Source organism: Actinocrinis sp., from assembly GCF_035605935.1.
In the GTDB taxonomy this organism is placed as follows: domain Bacteria; phylum Actinomycetota; class Actinomycetes; order Streptomycetales; family Catenulisporaceae; genus Actinocrinis.
The window spans coordinates 1-17,072 of sequence record NZ_DATNGK010000069.1; the positions used below are offsets into that span (position 1 = coordinate 1).

General features: G+C 68.1%; 13 protein-coding genes and 1 pseudogene. 3 read left to right on the plus strand and 11 right to left on the minus strand.

The window, feature by feature from the left end; translation table 11 throughout:
• Positions 1-291: pseudogene (locus VN779_RS06220) on the plus strand (carbohydrate ABC transporter permease); the annotation flags it as partial.
• A gap of 113 nt (positions 292-404) precedes the next feature.
• Here the strand turns inward: VN779_RS06220 and VN779_RS06225 are convergent.
• From VN779_RS06225 to VN779_RS06250, 6 genes are all read right to left on the minus strand, one after another.
• Complete coding sequence (locus VN779_RS06225; protein ID WP_325721066.1) at positions 405-2,507, minus strand: MMPL family transporter; 2,103 nt, start codon at positions 2,505-2,507, stop codon at positions 405-407.
• A 77-nt stretch (positions 2,508-2,584) separates the two neighbouring features.
• The gene (locus VN779_RS06230; RefSeq protein ID WP_325721068.1) at positions 2,585-3,256 is read right to left on the minus strand and encodes a response regulator transcription factor; all 672 of its coding nucleotides are present in this window, start codon (positions 3,254-3,256) and stop codon (positions 2,585-2,587) included.
• Positions 3,257-3,266: 10 nt separating this feature from the next.
• A complete protein-coding gene (locus VN779_RS06235; RefSeq protein ID WP_325721070.1) occupies positions 3,267-4,427 on the minus strand; it encodes a sensor histidine kinase in 1,161 nt (386 codons plus the stop codon).
• Positions 4,428-4,749: 322 nt separating this feature from the next.
• Positions 4,750-5,388, minus strand: coding sequence for a DUF2461 domain-containing protein (locus tag VN779_RS06240; protein WP_325721072.1), 639 nt, complete (start codon positions 5,386-5,388; stop codon positions 4,750-4,752).
• Positions 5,389-5,775: 387 nt separating this feature from the next.
• Positions 5,776-6,630, minus strand: coding sequence for a methyltransferase domain-containing protein (locus VN779_RS06245; protein WP_414639594.1), 855 nt, complete (start codon positions 6,628-6,630; stop codon positions 5,776-5,778).
• 343 nt (positions 6,631-6,973) lie between these two features.
• Positions 6,974-8,446: an MFS transporter gene (locus VN779_RS06250; RefSeq protein ID WP_325721076.1), complete on the minus strand. Its 1,473-nt coding sequence runs from the start codon at positions 8,444-8,446 to the stop codon at positions 6,974-6,976.
• A 57-nt stretch (positions 8,447-8,503) separates the two neighbouring features.
• On the opposite strand from VN779_RS06250, the gene VN779_RS06255 reads away from it, so the two are divergent.
• Complete coding sequence (locus VN779_RS06255; protein ID WP_325721078.1) at positions 8,504-8,980, plus strand: helix-turn-helix domain-containing protein; 477 nt, start codon at positions 8,504-8,506, stop codon at positions 8,978-8,980.
• Between the two features lie 481 nt (positions 8,981-9,461).
• On the opposite strand, the gene VN779_RS06260 is transcribed toward VN779_RS06255, so the two are convergent.
• From VN779_RS06260 to VN779_RS06280, 5 genes are read right to left on the minus strand one after another with little or no spacing between them, the layout of a single operon-like run.
• Positions 9,462-10,979, minus strand: a complete 1,518-nt coding sequence (locus VN779_RS06260; RefSeq protein ID WP_325721080.1) for an alpha-N-arabinofuranosidase — start codon at positions 10,977-10,979, stop codon at positions 9,462-9,464.
• Entirely contained in the window at positions 10,976-11,869 is an 894-nt protein-coding gene (locus VN779_RS06265; protein WP_325721082.1) for a carbohydrate ABC transporter permease, read from the minus strand. The genes VN779_RS06260 and VN779_RS06265 overlap by 4 nt, the downstream gene beginning before the upstream one ends.
• Entirely contained in the window at positions 11,866-12,831 is a 966-nt protein-coding gene (locus VN779_RS06270; protein WP_325721083.1) for a sugar ABC transporter permease, read from the minus strand. The genes VN779_RS06265 and VN779_RS06270 overlap by 4 nt, the downstream gene beginning before the upstream one ends.
• A gap of 9 nt (positions 12,832-12,840) precedes the next feature.
• Positions 12,841-14,220 carry an ABC transporter substrate-binding protein gene (locus tag VN779_RS06275; RefSeq protein ID WP_325721085.1) on the minus strand — a complete coding sequence of 460 codons (1,380 nt, stop codon included), beginning with the start codon at positions 14,218-14,220 and terminating at the stop codon, positions 12,841-12,843.
• A gap of 32 nt (positions 14,221-14,252) precedes the next feature.
• Positions 14,253-15,779, minus strand: a complete 1,527-nt coding sequence (locus VN779_RS06280; protein ID WP_325721087.1) for an alpha-N-arabinofuranosidase — start codon at positions 15,777-15,779, stop codon at positions 14,253-14,255.
• 212 nt (positions 15,780-15,991) lie between these two features.
• Between VN779_RS06280 and VN779_RS06285 the strand changes: the two genes are divergently transcribed.
• Positions 15,992-17,020 carry a LacI family DNA-binding transcriptional regulator gene (locus VN779_RS06285; RefSeq protein WP_325721089.1) on the plus strand — a complete coding sequence of 343 codons (1,029 nt, stop codon included), beginning with the start codon at positions 15,992-15,994 and terminating at the stop codon, positions 17,018-17,020.
• Positions 17,021-17,072: the final 52 nt, after the last annotated feature.

Below are 17,072 nucleotides of genomic sequence, written 5' to 3' on the forward strand. Positions count from 1 at the left end.
TGGCGCATCCTGTGGCGCGTGGTGGTCCCGATCAGCCGCCCCACGCTGACCGTATTGCTCACCTTCTTCTTCATCTGGACCTGGAACGAGTTCCTGCTCCCCCTGGTCTTCCTGGTCTCCAACCAGAACCAGACCGTCCCGCTCGCCCTCGGCGTCGCGCAAGGCGAACACATCGTCGACGTCACCATGCAAGCCGCCTCCGGACTACTCGGCATCCTGCCCGCCATCGCCTTCTTCCTCATCTTCCAACGCACACTCACCCGCGGCGTGACTGTCGGCGCGGTGAAGTGAGTCGCCTTGACCCTGATCCCGGGGTGTGCCCGATAAAGCGGCGGCGGTGTTCGCCGAGGCGGGTGTCCTGGCCGCGAGCAAGCACTGAGGCGCCGCGCACCTCATGTACGCAGTCAGGGGACCCGATCGTCGCTCAGTCCGATTCGCCGATGCACGGATCGCAGCGGGCGCGGCGCCCACCATGCGCGCTCACCGAGCAGCGCGAGGGTCGCGGGAACCAGCAGCATCCGCACGAGGGTGGCGTCGACCAGCACGGCCAGAGCGAGTCCGAGCCCGAACTCAAGGATCGGCGCGGTGCCGCCCGTCATAAAGCACGCGAACACGATCACCAGCAGCGCGGCGGCGCAGGTCACCACGCGTCCGGTGTGACGCAGACCGGTTACCACCGAGGCGCGTGCGTCCTCGCCGGCCTCTCGCGCTTCGCGGATCCGGCCGAGGATGAAGATCTCGTAGTCCATCGAGAGCCCGAACGCCACGGCGATCATCAGCGGCGGCACCGTGACGTCGAGTGCGGTCAGGCCCCCGCTGCCGAACGCCGCGGCGAAGTGACCCTGCTGGAACACGTACACCACCGCCCCCAACGCCGCCGCGATGCTGAGCAGATTCGTCAGCACCGCCTTGAGCGGGATCAGCACGGAGCCGGTGAACAGGAACAGCAAGGTACCGGCGCACAGCAGCACCACCGCGATCGAGTACGGCAAGCGGCTGGCGAGCATCTGCCGGAAATCCACGAGACGCGCGGACTGTCCGGTGACGAAGGCACGCGCGTGTTCGCCCCGGATCGTGCGCACCAGTCCGATCGCTACCGGGCCGTCGTCGACGCCTGACGGGGTCAGCCGAACGATCGCGCTGCCGTCCGGATACGTCTTCTGCGAAGATGCCACCACGCCTGGGAGGGCTCGAAGGCCAGCCAGGTACTGCGGCCGCGATCTGCCGTCCTCGATGAGCACTGTGATCGGATCGGCGTTGCTGCGCCCGGGGAAGTGCGCCAATGCGAGGTCGTAGACCTGCCGCACCTCGGAACTCGTGGGTAGCTCGCGCGCGTCACCCGAGGTCATGTTCAACGCGAACGCGGGTATCGCGGCGATCGCCAAGATGGCCGTGACGAGCAACAGCACCGGTACCGGCCGCCGCACCACGGCCGCCGCTACTCGCCCGAACGTGCGCCCCTGCGCGCGCCGCGGACCCGCGGGCCGGATGCGGTGACCCCAGCGGGAAAGCAGCGCGGGCAGCAGCGTGATTGCGGCGAGCATGTCCAGGGCGACGACCACGCACGAGGCCAGACCCATGCTGCGCAGGAACGGGGCGGGATACACCACGATCCCGGCCAGGCTGACCGCAACCGTCAGACCCGAGAAGAAAACTGTGCGTCCGGCGCCGGCTGCCGTGCGCCGCACACAGTCCTCGACGCGCGCACGGTCGGGCATCGCGGCCCGTTCCTCGCGGAACCGCGTCACCATAAGCAGTGCGTAATCGACTCCGAGCCCCAGACCGAGCATCGTCGTGATCTGCACCGAGTACACCGACAGGCTCGTGGCGAAGCTGAACCCGTAGAGGATCAGCAGCGTCGAGGCGACGCCGCAGAGCGCGAGCAGCACTGGCAGCGAGGCCGCGAGCAGCCCGCCGAAGACCAACACCAGCAGCACGAGGACGAGGGGGAGCGAGATGATCTCGGCCTTCTGCGCGTCGTGCTGCGCCGCGGCGTTCAGTGCGTCGTCGAACAGGGGGCCGCCGCCGATGCGTACTTCGACCCCGTCCGCACCGACCGCGCGCAGCCGGGCCTCGGCGGCCTTGAGCGCGACGTGCTCGTCTGCGCTGGAGATGCCGTCGCCGAACGTCACCGCCACGGCGATCACCGTCCCGTCGCCGGTCATGCCCGGGGTCTGATAAGGGTCGGCTACCTCCGCGACGTTCGGGATTCGCCGCAGGTCGGCTACGGCGGCGGTGACGCGGGCCTTGACCGCCGGGTTCGTGGCGATCGGCCGGCCAGCGGCAGACGAGGTGACAAGACCGGTGATGGCGTCCGAACCGGGATCCAGTTCCGCGACGCGGCCGGCGGTGGTCTGGGACTCGCTCCCCGGAACGTTTCCGCCGAATCCCGCGAGTCGGCCGAAGACCGCGCCGCCGAGGCCGATGCCGATCAGGATGACCATTAACCAGGCGGCGATGACCGTGCGCGGACGGCGGATGGAGAGTTCTGTGATACGTCGCAGCATGCCTCAATGCTGCGGCGGCGCACCCGCGTTGAGATCGCGCGGACAGGGGAGTCGCTCCCCCGGTGCCGCGGGGTGAGTCATCCCTCTGCGGAGGGAGTCACCAATGCGCTCTCGTATGCGAAGATCACCGCGTGCACGCGGTCTCGCAGCCCGAGTTTCATCAGGACGTTGCTGACGTGCGTCTTGACGGTGTGCTCGCTGACGAATAGCTGCGCGGCGATCTCCGAGTTCGACCGTCCCCGCGCGATGAGCGTCAGCGTCTCGCGTTCGCGCGGGGTGAGCGCGTTCAGACGTTTCGACGACGCGGCCAGCCCTGCCGACGCGGGTCGCCGCGAGGTCACATCGGCGATTAGCCGCCGGGTCACCGACGGCGCCAGCAGCGAGTCCCCGGCTGCGACCACCCGCACCGCGTGCACCAGATCGTCGCGGCGCACGTCCTTGAGTAGAAAGCCGGAGGCGCCTGCGTATAAGGCGTCATACACGTATTCGTCGAGGTCGAATGTCGTGAGCATCAGAACCCTGCAGTGGCCGGCGCGAGTCACCGCCCGCGCCGCCTCGATCCCGTCCATCACCGGCATCTGCACGTCCAGCAGCAGCACGTCCGGCGCCAGATCGCGGGCCAGGGCGGCCGCCTCGGCGCCGTTGCCCGCCTCGCCGACGACCTCGAGGTCCGGCTGCGCGTCAAGGATCATCGCGAACCCGCTGCGCACCAGTTCCTGGTCATCCGCCACCACCACCCGAATCGCCATGACCCGCTTTCTACCAGCCCTTGGCCGGAATGGACGCGGTCAGGGCGAAGCCGCGGCGGTTCGGCGGCCGGGCCCAGCTGATCGCTCCCCCGACCACCGCGAGTCGTTCGCGCAGGCCGATCAGCCCCTGTCCGGTGCTCGCGCCGTCACCGGCCGGGCCCCGTCCGTCGTCGACCACGGTGATGAGCAGTCTGTCGGCGGACCAGTCCAACCGGACAGAAGCCTGCGACGCTTCGGCATGCTTGAGGGCGTTGGTCAGCGCCTCCTGCACCACTCGGTACGCGGCCGTCTGCACGTTGGCCGGGAGCGTCAGCGGTGTCCCGGTTTGCTCCAGTTGCACTGACAGCCCGCTTAGTCGCACCCGTGCGACCAGTTCGTCGAGCGAGGCCAGCGTGGGCTGCAGCGAACGAGCAGGACCCGCTTCGCCGTCGTCCTTGAGGATGCCGAGCAGACGCCGCAGTTGTGTCATCGCGTCGCGTCCGGCCGCGGAGATCGCGTCGAACGCGGCCTCGGCCTTGTCCGGGTGCGCATGTACCAACAGCGGCCCGGCCTCGGCCTGAACCACCATCAGCGCGACGGCGTGCCCGACGATATCGTGCATCTCCCGCGCGATCCGCGCGCGTTCCACGGCCGCCGCACGTTCGAGTTTCGCCTCACGGTCGCGTATCAGCGCCGCCGACTGGTCCTGTTGCGACTGCCGCAGCATGCCGAGCAGGAAGACCGCGAACACCACGGTCAAGTTGGTGAAGAAGTCCTGCGCGTCGCGGCCGCGTCCGTGCAGCACCTCGGCGGCGATGCTCCCGATCAGATACAACGAGCCCGTCCCCATGCGCAGCCGGCCTCGCAATTGCGCCGCGACCGTGTACTCCGAGATGAGGACTGCGTAGGGGAACGGCTGCGCCGGATGCACGAGCGCGCTGGTCAGCAGGGTCACGCCGCCCGTCGCGAAACCGACGAGGATCGGATGGCGCCGACGCCACACCAGCGGCAGCGCCGACGCCGTTTCCAGCAGGAACCGCCCCGTGCCCCAACGCAGCAGACCGGGCACAAGGTAGCCGGCGGCGATCACCGCCATCACCAAGAGGGTCAGCAGCACGTCACCGAGCTCGGGGGAACGACGCGCCGTCTTGCGCGCAAGAGACAGGGCCGCACTCAACACAGACTCGATCATCCTCCGCCGGTACTACGGGCGACTCCCCCCGCAGAGGGATCCGCATCAGTCCGACGGATCGGGTGCACGGCCCCCGCTGATAGGCGTCCGGCGCCGACCTCCCTGCCCTCGCCCTGGTCCCAGTGTTCGCACGCGAGCATGGTCAAGGCTCGCGGCCGGACCGAGTGCCCTCGGGGATGAATTGCCGCGCGGAAGCGGAAGTCCGTCGTCAATGTCGTCAATGGCGTCGCCGGCTTCAACCAACTAGACCAGCACCAAGTAATGACCTGACGAGCCGTCGGGGCGCCACTTCGCGCAACGGCGCGGCTCCGGCGGCGCGGGCTCAGCCGCTTCGATCCGAGCGGCCTACATGGTCGTCGAGCCAGGCCTGCAGCGGCTGTGCGGCCCTGAGATGCCGAACGATGCGGTCCTTCGCCTTCGCCGTGTGCATCCAGGGCTCGACTGGCCACTCCTGCCAGGTAATGAGCCCCTTGTTACGCAGCAGGTCTGCACGTGGGTGGTCCTTCGAGAAGCCGCGCGGCGCCGTCTTGAGCGGCTCCTCACCGACGACGTCGATCCCGCGCCCCTCGACCTGCGCGATCACCCGCCGCAACTGCTCGCCGGTCACCTCCTCGGCCACGGCCTGCCGGTACCTGACCAGCTGGTCGGGTGCCATCATGTGGTAGCCAACCGCCACGCCGAGACCATCCGCGGACAGATGGATGTAGCCACCCTTCGATAGCGTCGCGCCCATTGCTGTTTTGTACGGCGACTTGTCCGCGCTGAAACGCACGTCGCGGTACGGCCGAAACAGCCTGCCGTCGCCGAACTCGCCCGAAAGCTCACCTAGCAGCGCCTCCATGGGCGCGAGCACGTCGGCGTCGTAGATAGCGCGTTTTGCGGTCCAATACGCTTTCGAGTTGTCTGCTTCAAGGCCCTCGTAGAACGTGAATGCACGCTCAGGCCAGCCGGCGAATTCCACACTCGGACTGTAGCCGCCACCTCCGACAATCGCGCGGTGACTGCGAGAACAGCTACCAGGCTCCGGCAGCTCGGCGGTCATTCTCCGTCGCGTCGGGCGTGTACGGGTCGCGTTTCATCCATTCGTTCCCCTCGGGGCAATGCCTTCCCGGATGTGCAGCGTCTGTGCGAATCCGGTCGTATCGAGGTTCACCTTGCGAAGTGAGTGCATCGCCAACGCCCGACCACTGCGCCCCTGCCTACACCGCTTACAAGACCCGACCCGACCGTCCAGCTGAACGTACGAAGACGCGACCGCCTCGCTGGCATTCAGTACGGACAGCCCACGATGTCGCCGCCATCGCCTCGACGAACACGGGTGCCAGCAGTCCGGAGCCTGGATGCGCACCTAACGGAGTGCCAGCGACTGCTCGGCAGGTCGGCGTCCCCAGGCCGAGATCAGCGGCGCGAGGGTCAGGTCGAGTTCGCCCGCGTCGACGGCGGCCAGGTGTGCGTCGATCTGCGCGTCCTCGGCCAAGCCAGCTGCCAGCAGCTCACCGCGCACGTGCCGGATCGTCGCCGCCTCCAGCCGGTCACAAGCCGGCCCGCCCACCGGGAAAGAACCCGACGCGGCGACGTCCACCAAGCCCGCCTCACGCAGAGCCCGCGGAAGAGTCCGCCCATAGCGCAGATCCCCGCCGCGGTGCGTCAGCAACTCCCGGAATGCCCCGCGCAGCTGATTGGCCCGCCGCTGCGCAAGCCCGCTCTCCTCCAGGCAGGCCAGCGGCTGCAATGCGGTATCCGCATCCTCGACCAACAACCAGCCACCGGGCCGCAGCGCCGCCACCATCGTGGCCAACGCCCGCGCCCGGTCGGGCACATGGACCAGCACGAGCCGGGCGTGCACGAGATCGAACGTTCCCGGCTCCGGCGGCGGATCGGCGGCAACATCGTGCCGACGCACCTCGTAACCGTCGCCCGCCGTCAGCCACGCAGGGTCGATGTCCGTGGCCAGCACGTACCCGCTCGCGCCGACGGTCGCGGCGAGCGCCTGTGGGATACCGGGGCCACCGGCCCCCACCTCCCAGCAGCGCCAGCCAGCCCTGACACCCAGCCGATCGAAGTGCCCGCGCGTCACGCCGTCGAACAACTCGGCCAGCCAGACGAACCGCTCGCCGGCCTCGGCACGCGCATTGTCCAGCAGATACCCGCGAGCGGCAGCCGGCTCTCCACCGACCGTGCCAGTCCCGCCCTTCGAATCCAGTCGGCCACCGACACGCGGCAGGTGAGGGGATGAAGTCACGACCACATGCTCCACCTCCCCGGGTCACCAGCGCCACGACAACCGGAGAGGGACATCTCACACAGGCAGCGAACCCCGCACGAGCGGCCAGCCCTACACCCCGCTGTCCTCGGCACCCCACTGTCCTCGGCGAACTGCTCCCACTGGAGACCGGACAACGCAGCCGTGACGAATTCGGTCACCGTCGTGTCGAGGCCAGCTTGGAACCAGACCACGGCGAGATAGCACTGGTAGAACACTTCATCGCGTTCCTCGTCGATGCGGTTCGATTGGAAGGCTCCGCGGCAGCTCTCCCAGCACTAGCTCAAGGCACGCGCGTCACACTCTCCGGCCCCACTCGCTCCTTCGGACTCGTAGCCACACGTACAACATCCGAACCGGAAGATGCCGCGCTCGCCGAAGTTACTGCCGAGCCGCGCATGGCGTTCATGACCAGAGCGGCAATCGCGGCCGCCACCGAGGATGCCGCCATGAAGATCCAGACGTGCTGGAAGCGGGCCAGTGCGGGAATGCCCGAACCAAGCAGCCCGACCATGATCGAGATGCCGACCACCATGCCGAGCTGACGCGCCATGTTGACGACTCCTGAGCCCGTCGAGGCCTGATGTGGCGGCAGGGCTGCCGTTCCCGCGGCCGTGAGTTGCGGCAAGGCAAGGCCGACCGCGATCCCGGAGACGACCCACGGGCCAAGCATCTCAGTCGCGTAGGCCGGCTGGTTTCCAGTCACCGCGGCCTGCCAGACACCGCCGACCGCAAACAACACGCAGCCCAGCGCGATCAAGCGCCCGGGCGCCGCGCGTGGGACAACTCGGGTGACCAACAGCGAGGTGATCGGTACAAGCGTGGGACCCACGGCGACGGCCAGACCGGTTCTCACCGCGGAGTAGCCCCAGTGCTGTTGCAGCCACAGCACGCGCGAAAGCAGGCCGATGCCGAAGGCGACGTTGAATAGCAGTTGGGCGATGTTCGCCCACGCAAAGGACGGGATCCGCAGCAGCGCGGGATCGATCACGGGTGCCTCGTGGTGGGTGATCAGCCAGGCGAAGACGGCTACGCCCACCGCGGCCACCGCCCACGCGGCGAGCACGCGGCCGGAGGACCAGCCCCAGTCGTTGCCCTGGACAAGTCCGAGCACGAACGCACCGGTGGCCACGGCGATGACTGCCCCGCCGAGCAGGTCGGGACGCGGAGCGTCGGCGTTATGACGCACGTCGGGCACCACCTTGACGGCGGCGAACGCCAGTGCCAGGCCGATCGGGACGTTGATCCAGAAGGCCGTCTGCCACGAGATCTGGACCAGCCCACCGCCGACCGCGGGGCCGAATGCCGCAGCGACCGCACCGGTCATCGCCCACAGGCGCGCTCCGGCGGCGCGGCGCTCGGGCGGGAGTGCGGCGAGCAACAGGCCGAGGGACGCCGGCGTCATGAGGGCGGCTCCCGCAGCCTGCGCGACGCGAAAGCCGACCAGCCACCACACGCCAGGCGCGAAGCCGCAGGCGAGGCTGGCCAGCGTGAATACGAGCATGCCGGCCACGAACCCTGATTTGCGGCCGTAGCGGTCGGTCAGGCGGCCCATGGGCACCAGGAGCGCGGCGTAGACAACCGCGTAGGCGTTGAGGATCCAGCTCAATGAGCCGAGCGAGGAGGTGCCGAAGTCGCGTCCGATCTCGTCGAAAGCGACGTTGACGATGAACAGGTCGAGGCTGGCGAGAAACGCCGAGCCGGTCAGGATCGCGATCGCGAGCCTCGTGCGACGGCTCTGGCTATGTATCGGCATAGCCAGCAGGCTAGGCGGCTGGCTATGGATTCCGCAAGCCAGGTGTAGCATGAAACTATGCCAGTTCAACTCGAAGGCAGACTCGCGAGCCGCGGCGACACGCCGCTTGGCGACCGGTGCGGCATTGACCGCACGATGCAACTCATCGGCAACCGGACGGCGATGCTGCTCCTGCGCGAGGCGTTCCACGGCGCCACCCGGTTCGACGCGCTGCACAAACGGATCGGGGTCACCGAAGCGGTGGCGGCTCAGCGGCTCAAGGAGCTGGTAGCGGCGGGCGTGCTCACGAAGGAGCCCTACCGCGAGCCGGGCCAGCGCACGCGCTACGAGTACGTGCTCACCGAGGCCGGTCACGCCGTTCTGCCGATCGTGATCGCGCTGCTGGAGTGGGGTGGGCGCTACGCGGCTTCCGAGTACGGCCCGAATCGCGCGACGCACGCGGGCTGCGGCGAGTCGGTGCACGTGGAGATCCGCTGCGAGGCCGGTCATGCCGTCGCAGAGGAGGAGATCGTCCTAGGCGGCGCGCTTACCTAGCGGTGAGGTTCGTGCAGGTGATCGGCTCGTTGGTAATCGGGCTACGCCTGACGAGCAGGCGTGTACTGACGCGCTTCCGCACCTCTCCCGTCCGCCATCCGGCAGATGGAGACTGTTCTAGTCATCCCCGGTGGAACCGCCAACCCCGCAAGCCGGAACAATTGCCAAGCCCAAGCCCAAGCCCACCGCGCCGAACGCGGCCAGGCCGACACCGGCAAACCGCGCCCGCCGCATCGGCGAGCGAACATCCCCAGCACGGTCCAGCCGCATCGCAACCTCCTACAAAAGCCCCACCGCCACCGCGGCGGCGGGGATCTCAGTACTCGAACCACGGCACATCGTATTGACCCCGCCCCACGCCCGCACCTGACCAGAGCGCGCCAAACGGCGCGCGCTCCCGGAAAGACCCCGCAGTCGACACGAGCCAGGACGCTGGCCCCTGCCCCGACGCGAGCTAGCAGGACGGCGGCCCAGCGCACGATCAGGCTCTGCCGGTTTCCAGTTCGATCACGGACCACGACTCGGCGGGCAGCACGGCATTCGTCGCGCGGTTTCGGGTCTCGACCCGTTTGAGTTCGACGAGCGCTCCGTCGAAGGACCTCAGTTCCTCCGCGTCATCCCCGTCGTGCGCGGTGAGCGTGTGAGCGGCGATGAGGGAGCACCCGTCGAACGCGTCATGATCGATCGTGACCTCGGCCGGGACGGGGCCGCGATTGGCAAGGAACAGCGCGACGCGTCCGGTGGCGCGGTCGTGGGTCGCTGCGGCGGCTACTGACGGCACCGTGCCGTGGCGGTCGGTGGCCAGCGGCGCGCACTCGACAGCGGCGCGCAGCGAGGTGCCGACGGCCAGGCGGGCCGCGGCGGCGAACGGATGGAAGGTGGTCTGCCTGGTGACCGGTCCGCCGGGCTCGGTCAGGATCGGCGCGCTGACGTTGACGAGCAGCGACAAGCAGGCAATCTTGACCCGGTCGGCGTGATTGAGGATGCTGATGAGCAAGTCCCCCAGCACCACCGCGTCCAGGCTCTGATACGGGTCCTCGGTGATTCGCGGCGCCGTGAACGAGAGGTCACGGGCAAGTCCGGCCGGCGAGACATCGGCCGCGGACGACCAGACGTTCCACTCATCCAGCGCGATTTGGAGCCTGCGCCCAGAACCTCTCCGGGCGGCGACCGCGTCAACGGTCGCGACGACGTCCTCGATGAACCGGTGCAGGCGATAGCCGGATGCTAGGTAGTCACGACGCGGCTGCGTGCCGTCGTAATAGGCGTGCATCGACATGTAGTCGACGACGTCGAGGGTCAGTTCGGTGACCGTGTCCTCCCACTGCCCGAACGTCGGCATTTCCCGCGAGGACGACCCGCAGACGACCAGTTCGATGTCGGGATCGACCATTCGCATCGCCTTGCCCGCCTCAGCCGCTCGCCGGCCGTACTGCTGCGCCGTGGTGTGCCCGATCTGCCAGTCGCCGTCCATCTCATTGCCCAAGCACCAGGTGCGCACGGCGTGCGGCGCCGGGGCTCCATAAGATGCACGCAAATCAGCCAGAGCTGTACCGTGCGGCACGTTGCAGTATTCGACGAGTCCGGCGGCTTCGCGCACTCCGGCGGTGCCGAGGTTGACCGCCATGATCGGATCGAGGCCGCGGCGCGCAGCCCAGCGTAAGAACTCGTCGGTGCCGACCGTGTTCGGCTCCACGGTCCGCCAGGCCAGGTCCAGCCGGGCTGGGCGGTCGGCGACCGGGCCGATGCCGTCGCGCCAGTCGTATCCGGACACGAAGTTACCGCCGGGGTAGCGCACCAGCGTGACGCCGAGCTCATCGACGAGGGCTGAGACGTCGCCGCGGAAGCCCTCCGCGTCCGCGCTCGGGTGCGAGGGCTCGTAGATCCCGGTGTATACGCAGCGCCCCATGTGCTCGACGAAGCTGCCGAAGATGCGCCGGTCGATCTCGCCGATCGCGAACGCCGGATGCACGACGATTTTCGACGCCGGCTCGCTCATCGGGAACTGCCGGCGAGCAGGCCGCGGATGAAGTGCCGCTGCAGGAACACGAACAGCAGGATCGTCGGGATCGTCGCGAACGTGCACGCCGCCATCAACTGCCCCCACAGGTCGGCGCTGCTGGTGCCGCCCTGCGCCCCGCTGACGTTCGAGGTCAGGCCGGCGAGCAGGATGGCCAGCGTCTCGTGCCGCTGGTCGTTGACGGCGACGATCGGCCAGACCAGGTCGTTGTAGATGTTGAACAGCGACAGCACGGCGAGCGCCGCGAGGGCCGGGCGCAGCACCGGAACGCAGATCGAGCGGAACACACGCAGCGGTCCCGCGCCGTCGATGCGCGCGGCGTCGATCAACTCGTCCGGGATCTGCTCGATCGTCTGCCGCATCCAGAACACGCTGAACGCGTCGACGGCGCCGGGCAGGATGAGCGCCTGATAGCTGTTGATCCAGCCGATCTGGCTCATCTCCAGCAGCAGCGGCACGATCAGCACCAGCGTCGGCAGCATCAGGGTGAGCAGGACGAATCCGAACAGGAAGTTCTTGAACGGGAAGTTGAACTTCGCGAAGCCGTACCCGGCCAGCGGGCTGAAGATCATCAGTACCCCGCCCTTGACCACCACCACGATCACCGTATTGAGGAAGGCGTGCACGATCGGCACGTTCGCGAACATCCCGGTCCAGTTGCGCAGCGTCGCCTGCGCCGGGTTGAAGCCGAGCGGGTCGTCGAGGATGCTCACGCCGGGCTTGAGCGACGAGGTCACCATCCAGTAGATGGGGTAGAGGAAGGCGGCGGCGGCCAGCAGCATCGCCAGGTACCCCAGCGCCCGGCGGGCCCGGAACGCGGGCTCGGTCCGGCGCCCCCGGATCGCGGGGACGCTCAACGCGCTACTCACTGCTCCTCCTTCGAACGCAGCACTCGCACGGCGATCAGGGACAGCAGGAAGACCAGGATGACGAGCAGGAAGGAGTTCGCCGCGCCGGTGCCGAGATCGGAGTTCTGGATGTGCTGATACAGGTAGAGCCCTGATGTCGTGGTGCTGTTGTACGGACCGCCCTGGGTCAGGACGTAGGGCTCAAGGAACATCTGCGAAATGCCCAGTGTCGAGATCACCAGGAAGAAGCCGATGTGCCTGCGCACCATAGGCACGGTGATCGACCAGAACATCCGCGGGGCGCCGGCGCCGTCGAGCGACGCGGCCTCGTAGAGGTGATCGGGGATGGACTGCACCGCGGCGAGCATGATGATCAGCGCGAAGCCGCTGGTCTTCCACAGGATGAACAGGGCGATTGACGGCTTGGCCCAGCTGGTGGTGGTCAGCCAGCCGACCGCCGGCAGCCCGAAGAAGCGCAGGATCGCGTTGAGCACGCCGAAGTTCTTGTCGAAGATCAGGATGAACGCCTGGGCCATCGCGGCCAGCGGGGTCACGTACGGGACGATCACGATCGTGCGCAGCGACGTGGTGAACCGCAGCCTGGCCCTGGTGAGCAGGCTGGCCGCGGCAACGGCGAGCACCGTCTGGATCGGCACGATGAGCACCCACATCACGCCGGAGTTGCCCAGCGAGGACCAGAACTGCGGATTGGTCAGCAGGTAGGTGTAGTTGCCGAAACCGACCCAGTGCAGCTGGCCCGCGCCGTGCCAGTCGCTGAAGCTCAGCTCCAGCGCGTAGATCATCGGGTACGCGCTGAAGGCCGCGAAGATCACGAAGAACGGCGCGATGAACAGGTAGCCCCACCACCAGTCGCGCGGCAGCCTGCGGCGGCCGATCCGCACGGACCGGAACGCGGGCGGCCTGGCGCCGCGAGCCGGGTCACCGGTCCGCGGCGCCGATGTTTTCCACTCAAGCAAAGACATGCCGCCTCTTTACGCGCGCTGGACGAGGTTCGTCTTGATGCCGGACACCGACTGCTTGATGACGTCGTCGACCGACATCTTGCCGTCCATCAACAGCTGGAGGTTAGCGCCTAGGTAATTGGCTGCCTGATTGAACCAGGTCGGCACGTGGTATCCGGCCGGAATGCCGAGCGAAGCCGGGGCGCCGACCTCCCACAGCGAGGTGTTGCCCAGCTGCGGCAGCGTGTTGAACAGCGACGGGCCGCTCAGCGCGCTCTTGACCGACGGCAGCGCGGTGTTCAGTCCGTTCGGGTAGACGGCATTGGGTCCGAAGACCTGCTTGATGCCTTCCGGGCTGTAGATCGCGTGCTCGTAGAACAGCCAGGCGAGCTGTGGCTGCGCCGCCTTGGCCGGGATGATGAAGGAGCTGCCGCCCATCACGCCGGAGCGCGCGCCGCCGGCGGTCCAGGCGGGCAGCTGGCTGACCCGCCAGTGTCCGGCGCTCTTCGTCAACGCGGTCTGCACCAGGAAGTTGAACCAGATCGCCCACGGCACGATGCTGATCGTGCCGTTGTCGGCCATCGCGATCTGCGCGGTGCTGGCGAACTTGGAGCGCGCGCCGAGGTTTTCGTCGGCGACCTTCTTGATCCAGGTCAGCGCATTGCGATAGGCGTCGGTGTCGATGGTCAGGTTGCCCTGCGCGTCGACGAGGCCCGCGCCCTGCTGCTGGCTGACCAGCATCATCAGCCACTGCATGCCGAGGTTCGGATCCTGCTCAAGCGGAATCGGCCGGGCGCTGGGGTTCTTGCCCTTCACCGCGCGGGCCGCGTCCAGCAGCGCGTCGTACGAGGTGAGCTGCGCAGGATTCACGCCGGCCGCGGACAGGATGTCCTCGCGGTAGAAGAACAGACCCGGGTCGGTGTCCCAGGGAATGCCGACCAGCTTGCCGTCCACCGTGTTCACGTCGAGCTTGTACTGCACGGTGTCCGCGACATACGGCTTCATCAGGCTGGTCAGGTCGTACAGCTCGGCGGCCTGCGCGCCCACCGCGCCATCGGCGGCGAACGAGCCGTCGGGCACGCCGGTGCCGCTGATGAGCGTCGGTGCGAGCTTGGTGCCCACATCGACTCCGACCAGGTTCAGCTTGACCTGCGGGTACTTGGCGCTGAACGACGGCAGCACGGTCTTGAAGACCTTGAGCAGGTCGTCGTCGTTGAACCAGAGTGTTGCTTCGCCCTTCGCGGCGGCGGCGCTCGGCGCGGCGCTGAGCGCTTTCGTGTTGCCGGAACTGCCGCCGGGGGCGCAGGCGCTGAGCGCCGAGAGGCCGGCGGTGCCAAGGCCGGCGAAACCGAGCAGCTTGAGTGTGCCGCGCCGGGAGATTCCGTGCGTGGGCAGGTCGTTCGTTGACATGATGGGTCTCCCTTGACCTTGCAGATTGACGTTCAGTGCGTGCTAGCGGTGGCCGCCTGCACGACGGTCCAGCTGTGCGGCGGCAGGGTGATGCAGCCGCTGCGCCCCTCTTCGGCGGCGGACACGCTCAGCGGGGTAAGGCGCAGATCCGCCGCGGTCGCACGGTCTCGTGGTCCGCGATCGTCGGCGGCGATGTGCAAGGCGGAAAGGGTCATCCACCGTTCAAAACCGGAATGCTTGAGGTCGACCGTGACCGGGTGCGGCGCACGGTTGGTGAGGAAAACGGCGACGTCACCCGTCGTCGGGTCGTGCGTCGCGGACGCGGCCACGGCCGGCACGTCGCCGTAACGTCGCGTCGCCAGTTCGGTCGCGCTGACCCGCGTCACCAGGCTGTGGCCGCGCGCGGCTGAAGCGACGGCTGCGAAAGGGTGGAACGTCGGCTGGCGCCAGATCGCCCCGCCCGGCTCGGTCATGATCGGGGCGATCACGTTCACCAGCTGGGCCAGGCACGCGATCTTCACCCGGTCGCTGTGGTTCAGCAGACTGGAGAGCAGATCGCCGACCACCACCGCGTCCAAGGCCGCGTACTGATCCTCGATGCGCGGGCCGGCGATGTCGATGGCCATCGCCTCGCTGCCGGGATAGCGGCTCTGGTACCAGACGTTCCACTCGTCGAACGAGATGTTGATCTTCCGCCGCCGCTTGCTGCGCCGGCGCGCCGCGACTGCGTCGATCGTCGCGGTCACGTCCTCGATGAACGAGTCCATCGAGGCGCCGGAAGCCAGGAAGCTGGCCCGGTCCCCGTCGTGTTCCTCGTAGTAGGCGTGCATCGAGATGTAGTCGATGTGCTCCCCCGCCGCCTCGAGGACCGCGGACTCCCAGTATCCGAACGTCGGCATGTCGTGCGACGAGCTTCCGCACGCCACCAGTTCGATGTCCGGGTCGACCAGCCGCATCGCCTTCGCCGCCTCGGATGCGAGCGCGCCGTACCGCTGCGCGGTGGTGTGGCCGGTCTGCCAGGGGCCGTCCATCTCGTTGCCCAGGCACCACAGCTTTACCTCGTGCGGCTTGAGCGCGCCATTGCGGCGGCGGCGCTCGGACCACTCGGTGCCCTCGGGGACGTTGCAGTACTCGACCAGCGCCGCCGCGTCGAGCACGCCGGCGGTGCCGAGGTTGACCGCGAGCATCGGCTCCACCCCGCGCGCCCTGGCCCAGGACATGAACTCGTCCGTGCCGACCTGGTTCGTCTCGATCGAGCGCCAGGCCAGGTCAAGCCGTCGCGGCCGCTGCTCGCGCGGGCCGATGCCGTCGCGCCAGTCGTACCCGGACACGAAGTTGCCCCCGGGATAGCGCACGAGCGTCACCCCGAGTTCGCGCACCAGAGCGGAAACGTCGCCGCGAAAGCCCTCGGCGTCCGCGCTCGGGTGCGTCGGCTCGTAGATCCCGGTGTACACGCAGCGGCCCATGTGCTCGACGAAAGATCCGAACAGCCTGTGGTCCACCGCGCCGCGGTGATGTTCGCGGTCGAGGGCGACTACTGCGGCGCCGGGCTCAGTCATGTGCTTTCCTCGCATCGGTCCAAGCGCCGATCCGGTCGTGCCGGTGCGGCGGGTTCACAGGGCGGCCCCTGGTTGGTTCCTACGTTGTACCTGGCGTACCCTGGCCCGTCAAGACCGCATCGACAAGTCGTTGTAATGGCGATGACAACCCGCTGGGTCGGCTGCGACGAGTACAATCCCGAATTCGAACGGGGCGTCGAGGAGGAGAAACAGTGGGCGAACCCACGTTGCACGACGTCGCGAACCGCGCTGGCGTGTCGATCAAGACCGTGTCCAATGTGCTTCGCGGAGTCAGCTCCAAGGCTTCGGCGGCGACCGCTGCGCGCATCTACGCGGCGATCGAAGAACTCAACTATCGGCCGAACCTCGCCGCGCGCCGGCTGCGCACCGGGCACTCCGACGTGATCGCCCTCGCCGTGCCCGATCTACGCAACCCGTACTTCGCGGAGCTGTCGGCCTCCATGATCAAGGCCGCTCGCGACGCCGGGTACACCCTGCTCATCGAGGAGACGGGCGGCGACGCCGACATCGAGCTGAGCGCCGCCGAGGGCCTGCACGACCCGATGATCGAGGGCGTGATCCTCTCCCCGCTCGCCATCGACCCGGCGAAACTCGCGGCCCGCACCCGCCGGCTCCCGCTCGTCCTGCTCGGCGAACGCGACTACCCGAGCCAAGGCGATGACCACGTGCTGTTCGACAACGTCGAGGCGTCGTACCGCATCACCGAGCACCTGCTACAGCAGGGCTACCGGCGCATCGCGGTGATCGGACGCCAGGACGACCCGCCGCACGCGACCGCCGTCAAGCGTCTTAACGGTTACCAGGCCGCGCTGCGTAAGGCCGGGATCCGCTACCAGAAGCAGCTGGCGCCCACGGTACCGGGCGCACCCTACGGCAAGGCGATGGGCGCCGCAGCTGCTCACAAGCTGTTCGACCTGCCGAAACGGCCGGACGCGGTGTACTGCTTCGCCGACGTCTTGGCGCTCGGCACGCTGCGCGCCGCGCACGAGAGCGGGCTGAGCGCCCCGGACGATTTCGGGCTGGCCGGCTTCGACGGTATCGACGAGGGCCGGTTCAGCGTTCCCTCGCTCACGACGATCGCGGTGGACTTCGCGGATCTGGCGAATCTCGCCGTGACCGCGCTGGTGGAGCGGATGCGGTCGAAGAAGTCGATCCCCGATCGGGAATTGCACTGCCGCTACGAGCTGATCATCGGGGAGAGCTCGAAGCCAAGGCCTTGACCGCGAAGCCTTGACGCACCGGGTTGCCGCGGGTACAAGTGTCAGGTACAAC

What these genes read in the sequence shown, in the direction of transcription:
- VN779_RS06250 (WP_325721076.1), bottom strand. Translation starts at nt 8,446, where the DNA reads ATGCCGATACATAGCCAGAGCCGTCGCACGAGGCTCGCGATCGCGATC.
- VN779_RS06255 (WP_325721078.1), top strand. Translation starts at nt 8,504, where the DNA reads ATGCCAGTTCAACTCGAAGGCAGACTCGCGAGCCGCGGCGACACGCCG.
- VN779_RS06235 (WP_325721070.1), bottom strand. Translation starts at nt 4,427, where the DNA reads ATGATCGAGTCTGTGTTGAGTGCGGCCCTGTCTCTTGCGCGCAAGACG.
- VN779_RS06260 (WP_325721080.1), bottom strand. Translation starts at nt 10,979, where the DNA reads ATGAGCGAGCCGGCGTCGAAAATCGTCGTGCATCCGGCGTTCGCGATC.
- VN779_RS06270 (WP_325721083.1), bottom strand. Translation starts at nt 12,831, where the DNA reads ATGTCTTTGCTTGAGTGGAAAACATCGGCGCCGCGGACCGGTGACCCG.
- VN779_RS06230 (WP_325721068.1), bottom strand. Translation starts at nt 3,256, where the DNA reads ATGGCGATTCGGGTGGTGGTGGCGGATGACCAGGAACTGGTGCGCAGC.
- VN779_RS06225 (WP_325721066.1), bottom strand. Translation starts at nt 2,507, where the DNA reads ATGCTGCGACGTATCACAGAACTCTCCATCCGCCGTCCGCGCACGGTC.
- VN779_RS06275 (WP_325721085.1), bottom strand. Translation starts at nt 14,220, where the DNA reads ATGTCAACGAACGACCTGCCCACGCACGGAATCTCCCGGCGCGGCACA.
- VN779_RS06280 (WP_325721087.1), bottom strand. Translation starts at nt 15,779, where the DNA reads ATGACTGAGCCCGGCGCCGCAGTAGTCGCCCTCGACCGCGAACATCAC.